Here is a 5,450-nt window from a genome sequence, read left to right as displayed (position 1 = left end):
TGTGGACAAGGCAAAGACCGTGTTCTTCGTTAAGCGTTCCATGGGCGGCGTTGGCTATGCTGGCGTCGACAATGATGTGTTCTACATGGATCAAACCATGATGCTTCTCGCCGATGCGAAGAAGATGTGCGAAGACATTGTTAAGTCCTTGCAGCATTAAGGACTGCTTACTGCACGCGTCGTTCCAGCGAAAGTTGGAGCCTATTTTGATCGTCAGCCGAAGCTGATAGTCAAAATGGCTCCAAGGCTTCGCTGGCACGACGATAGTTTTTAAGGGACGTTGCGCATGCGTAAATTGGGGTTGATTGGCGGCTTGAGCTGGTATTCGACTGAGCTCTATTACGCCCGGATCAACAGACAGGTTCTTCTGCGTACGAACGGTAGCTGCAACGCCCCTCTGCTAATTGAGAGCCTCAATTTCTGCGATGTCGGCAAAGCGACCACATCAGAGGATTGGAACCATGTCGCTGATGTTCTTACAGCGTCTGCCCGCCGTCTGGAGCAGGCTGGTGCCACAGCGCTTCTAATCTGCGCAAACAGCATGCACAAAGTGTTCGACGCGGTTGCAGCTACTATCACTATCCCGGTCATCCACATTGCCGATTCCGTCGGGGAAAAGATGAAAGCCGATGCTGTGTATTCCGCAGCTTTGCTCGGTACAGGGAATGTCATGGCTGAAAACTGGTATCGCCAGCGGCTTGTTAAGCATGGTGTTTCCTTGTTGCCCGCTGAAATGGATGATGTGAACGATCTTGAACGCATCATCTATGATGAGCTTATGCACGGCATCGTGAAGCGGGATTCCGAGCGCGCTTTAAAGACAATCATCACTGAAATTGATCAGCAGGGCATTAAATCGGTTGTGCTGGGCTGTACGGAACTGAGCATGTTGGTGGACACCAAAGCCAATGTCCTGCCGATTTACGACAGCGCGGAAATCCACGCTGATGCAGGCGTTGACTGGATACTCGGGGACGCAGACTAATCCTACTTGGCATTTCCTATCGTCTGGGGCATGCTGTTTCCATGAGGATGAGGGACCTGATATTCGCCAGCGCTGCTTTATGCGCGCTTTTTCAACCTGCTTATGCAAAAACGATCTTGGTCATGCCCGGCAACGGCGCGCAAGAGCGCTTGCAGGAGGCACTGATTGTGGCCGAACCGGGCGACATTGTGGAGCTTGGTGCGGGCAGATTTGCCCTAACTGACGGCTTGTCGCTGGATGTGGACGGTGTCACGTTAAAGGGGCAGGGCGGTGTTGAAACCACGCTTGATTTTTCGGGTCAGCAAGGTGCGGGTGAGGGGCTTTTGGTTACCTCAGACAATGTTGTCCTTCGTGAATTCGCTGTCGAAAACAGCAAGGGCGATGGGATAAAATCCAAAGGCGCTGACCGGATCATCTATTATAAGCTGCGCGTCGAATGGACAGGCGGCCCCAAGACGTCAAATGGTGCCTATGGAATTTATCCGGTAGAAAGCAAAGATGTCCTGATCGATTCCGTATTGGTACGCGGTGCGTCGGACGCCGGCATTTATGTCGGGCAATCGCGCAATATCGTTGTGCGTAATTCAACGGCTATTGAAAATGTTGCTGGTATCGAGATTGAAAACAGCTTTGATGCCGATGTACATGACAATATCGCAACCCATAATACGGGTGGCATTCTGGTGTTTGACTTGCCCAATTTGCCGCAAATGGGCGGGCATAATGTCCGTATTTTTGGCAATACCATCGTCGATAACATGACACAGAATTTCGCGCCAAAAGGCAATATTGTCGCCAATGTGCCTACCGGAACCGGCGTGATGGTGATGGCCAATCGCAATGTGGAAATTTTCGACAATGTCATCGGGGAAAACGGCACGACGAACATCATGGTCGTGGGTTATCGTTTTCCGTTTGAAGATCCCAAATATGACCCGACCCCGCGGGCGGTCGTGATTTGGGATAACCAGCACAGTCGCGCGGGGTGGGCGCCTCAGTTCCGTGGGGGCACCGAAATCGCAGCGGCATTGGGCGGCAGCTTTCCCGCTATATTCTGGGATGGTGCCGGCGGCGCGGACTTTCGCCCAATCATTCAGGATGATGTCATGGCCCTGTCGCTTGGCCTATCTGATCTAAATGCGGACACGGCAACCGCGCAGCCGGTGCCATTGGCACGCTCAGTATCGCGTCCTGCATCCTTACCAGCGATTAAATTGCCGGAAACGATGGAAGCTATCGTCCGTTAATGCGGCTGTTACTGCCATTTCTGGCATGTTTTGTCGCTGCAGTGGCAACGTCCGCGGCACCGGATAATGTTTCCGATGCCGCGGTTACGGCGACGCTTAACCCATCGACATTGTCGGACCTCGGTTTTTTTGACGGCAGTGCGGCAAAGCAATCTAACAGGCTTATTCCGTATGAACTGCGCACGCCGTTGTTCAGTGATTATGCTACTAAGCAGCGGTTTATGTACCTTCCTGCAGGAGCAAGCGTCACGGCGGACAAAGACGGGCGGCTTATCTTCCCCGTTGGCACCGCCTTAATCAAAAGCTTTGGTTACGCTGCCGCATCTGGGGGCTTGGACATTATCGAAACCCGCGTGCTGTTGCACAAAGCGTCAGGGTGGGTGGCGTTACCTTATGTCTGGCGCGCCGATGGGTCTGATGCAGACTTACGCATCGGCGGGACGCGCGTGCCCGTTACGTTCGAACATGCTGGCACGACTTCATCGATTAACTACGGCGTCCCAAACAAGAACCAGTGCAAGCAATGTCATTTGGTCGCAAACGACATCATGCCCATTGGCCCGGTGTGGCAAAATTTGGAGTTCCCCCGAAAGGGTGATCGGCAACGGTTGTCAAAAATGGTGCCGTCATTAACCCGACTTCAGCCTTTTGCGCGATGGGACGCAAGCGACGAAGGAACCTTGGACGATAAGGCAAAGCAATATCTCAAGGTGAATTGCGGCCATTGTCACGCGCCACAGGGCTCGGCCAGCAATAGCGGGCTGTTTCTGGATGGTTCGGCGCGCAGCCCAGTTGCCTTGGGCATTGGTAAACGGCCTGTGGCAGCGGGCAGGGCAAGTGGTGATCTTGATTTTATCATTGCACCAGGACGCCCCGACCAATCTATTCTCGTTGCGCGCATGGAAAGCACCGACCCTGGCATAGCCATGCCTGAACTTGGCCGCTCAACTGTCCATAAAGAGGGCGTCGGCTTGCTACGCGACTGGATCGCTGCAATGCCGCAAGAAAGTCACTGACGCATTAACCGTTTCAGCTGATACTGATCGCCAGTCCACCCCTCAAACACGGCATCAATGCCGGGATGATGGATTGGACCCTGTTTATGATCCGGCAACAGGTTTTGCTGGCTGACATACGCAATGTAGCTGCTCTCCCCATTTTCGGCGAACAGATGATAAAAGGGCTGCTGTTTCTCAGGGCGCACCGCCTCGGGTATGGACTGATACCATTCTTCGCTATTCGCAAAGACAGGGTCGATGTCGAACACCACCCCTCGAAAATCAAAGATCCGGTGGCGCACGACGGCGCCAATGGAAAATGCGGCTTCAGCGATTTCAGGGAGGGGAATTTCATCGTTCATATTTGCAATATCATATCTTCCGATGCGCAAATCAACCTTGAAGCTTGGCAAAGTGAAAAACTTCAGTTAATGGCCCCGCTCTGTCTCAGGGGCGCGCCGTTTTTTCGGTAATGACCAGCCTCTTGGATCTGCGGAGAGATGGCTGAGTGGTCGAAAGCACCGCACTCGAAATGCGGCGTGCCGGTGACGGTACCTAGGGTTCGAATCCCTATCTCTCCGCCAATTACAAGTTAAATTCGTGCATTTTTGGAAGAAATTGGACCTATCCCACCACTTATCCCACCACTTCAGCGAAAGCAACAAGCTTGCTTGGTTACTTTGTTATGGCTGTGGTTGTTCGCAAAGTAACGCTTCACCTGTGACTTGAGCGCCCTCGGCCCAATCCAACCCCTGCGCTACAATATACAAACCGTTTCCGCCCAACTTTGAAACTTCTTTCGTTGCTTTGTTGAAGGTGCCTTTAAGCTTATTGGGTCCGAGGCTCTTTCGGACTGAAATTAGGCCAAGAAATTTGCACGTTGACCGTTGGCTCTCGCTTACAATTCTGACGCCGGATGTTTCCAAGGGCTTAGCAGACAACGATGTGACCGAGTACAATGTTACAAAAGACACGAACGCTAACAACAAACGCATACCGATATTCCCTAACTGCCATTCTATGAACCGCTATTGCGATGAAGCTCCAGATCAAAGGAGGATATAACATGGGCAGCAATGAAAGCCAGCTATCGTCGGCTTGGAACCGAAATGTACAGAATTGATATGGAGTGTAGCGCGTCGGTAACGCATAGAATTTACGCGCATGTTCAGATAATGCGAGAAGACTGATGCGCTCTGTGTCAGATGGATCACGCGCGCCTTTAGACGCCATACCGCGCCGTCATATCTCGGGAATGCCGCACGAAACCAAAAACGCATACGTCTCGTCATAAAACGCTGGCGGTCGAGTGGGGCCCTTTGCGTCGCCGCGCGGCACGAACACGATCAGACCCTGCCTCGCCCGCGTAAGGAGGATCCAACACGTACCTATGTCCGAAATTGCCCGTTGTAGGTGCACACCAGCCGAACTCGCTGTCCGGCGAACTGGGCGAGGATGCCTCTCTTGCACAGCGGGACGTCGCACAGGAACGACTGGCCCACTCTGGTTAGCTGATAGTCGCGGCAGTCGAGCCATGCCCCTACATACCCATGGTTGCGTGTCGCTCATTCGAACGGCAATCGGTGTCGGAAATCCGCCTTCGCTTGTCTAGCGGCGCTTCCCCACACTAGGTCGCGCGCCTGCCGCAATCGAGGCTGTTGTTTGCAAAGACCGGTCCCCTTCTAAACCGAGAATTATTTTTAATTTACAACATCTGGTATGGTGTTAAACCCATAAAGACTTGGCGCACGCACGTGATTATTCCTTATAGCACGGATCGTTTTTTATGGCGCTAATACCCCGTAACGTCCCATCATTTCCCGCTAACTCTGTTTTGCGCGGGGGGCGGCTGACAAAGAGGAAGGGCCAAGTGGGTGGCCTGTCGCCCCATATCTGTGCTCTGTCTTCGGGTGCTTCATTGGCAGCAGTTGCGGCAGTAATAGCTTTGGGCGGCGGGCTGCTGCTGGCGCCAATGGCGTCTGCGCAAACAGTTCTGTCGGGTGCGCAAACCACCACCAGAACTCTCACCGGAACACCTTTAGTGGTCGTTACAGATAACACCTTCAGCGTTGTGACCACGACCACCGGGGGGTCGGCACTTGTTCTTAACGGCACAAACGGAACAAGTCTTACCGACAGTTTCAGCTCGACGATCACAGGCGCCACGGACGGCATTGAAGCCAGCAACAGTGGCATCGGCGCGCTGTCGGTGACCACGAC

The 5,450-nt window shown here is 53.3% G+C and carries 6 protein-coding genes and 1 tRNA gene; 6 read left to right on the top strand and 1 reads right to left on the bottom strand.

Annotation, left to right across the window (positions count from 1 at the left end; all coding sequences use genetic code 11):
• The 4 genes from QE270_RS06745 to QE270_RS06730 form a co-directional block, all read left to right on the top strand.
• On the top strand, positions 1 to 160 hold a 160-nt coding region (locus QE270_RS06745), incomplete at its 5' end, for an NAD(P)(+) transhydrogenase (Re/Si-specific) subunit beta (protein ID WP_300037066.1).
• Between the two features lie 126 nt (positions 161 to 286).
• Positions 287 to 985, top strand: coding sequence for an amino acid racemase (locus tag QE270_RS06740; RefSeq protein ID WP_300037059.1), 699 nt, complete (start codon positions 287 to 289; stop codon positions 983 to 985).
• Positions 986 to 1,026: 41 nt separating this feature from the next.
• Positions 1,027 to 2,232, top strand: coding sequence for a parallel beta-helix domain-containing protein (locus QE270_RS06735; RefSeq protein ID WP_366142254.1), 1,206 nt, complete (start codon positions 1,027 to 1,029; stop codon positions 2,230 to 2,232).
• On the top strand, positions 2,232 to 3,248 hold the full coding sequence (locus QE270_RS06730; protein WP_300037056.1) for an SO2930 family diheme c-type cytochrome: 1,017 nt from the start codon (positions 2,232 to 2,234) through the stop codon (positions 3,246 to 3,248). The genes QE270_RS06735 and QE270_RS06730 overlap by 1 nt, the downstream gene beginning before the upstream one ends.
• Here QE270_RS06730 and hspQ read toward each other — a convergent pair.
• Positions 3,242 to 3,592, bottom strand: coding sequence for a heat shock protein HspQ (hspQ, locus tag QE270_RS06725; protein ID WP_300037053.1), 351 nt, complete (start codon positions 3,590 to 3,592; stop codon positions 3,242 to 3,244). The genes QE270_RS06730 and hspQ overlap by 7 nt on opposite strands.
• Positions 3,593 to 3,724: 132 nt before the next feature.
• Here hspQ and QE270_RS06720 point away from each other — a divergent pair.
• Positions 3,725 to 3,814: transfer RNA gene (locus QE270_RS06720), tRNA-Ser, on the top strand.
• 1,286 nt (positions 3,815 to 5,100) lie between these two features.
• Positions 5,101 to 5,450: hypothetical protein (locus QE270_RS06715; RefSeq protein ID WP_300037050.1), on the top strand; the 350-nt coding region annotated here is incomplete at its 3' end.

Source organism: Sphingorhabdus sp. (genome assembly GCF_029865925.1).
Lineage (GTDB): Bacteria > Pseudomonadota > Alphaproteobacteria > Sphingomonadales > Sphingomonadaceae > Sphingorhabdus_B.
The sequence above is the reverse complement of the archived record's forward strand: the minus strand, read 5'-3'. Positions and strand labels throughout refer to the sequence as shown.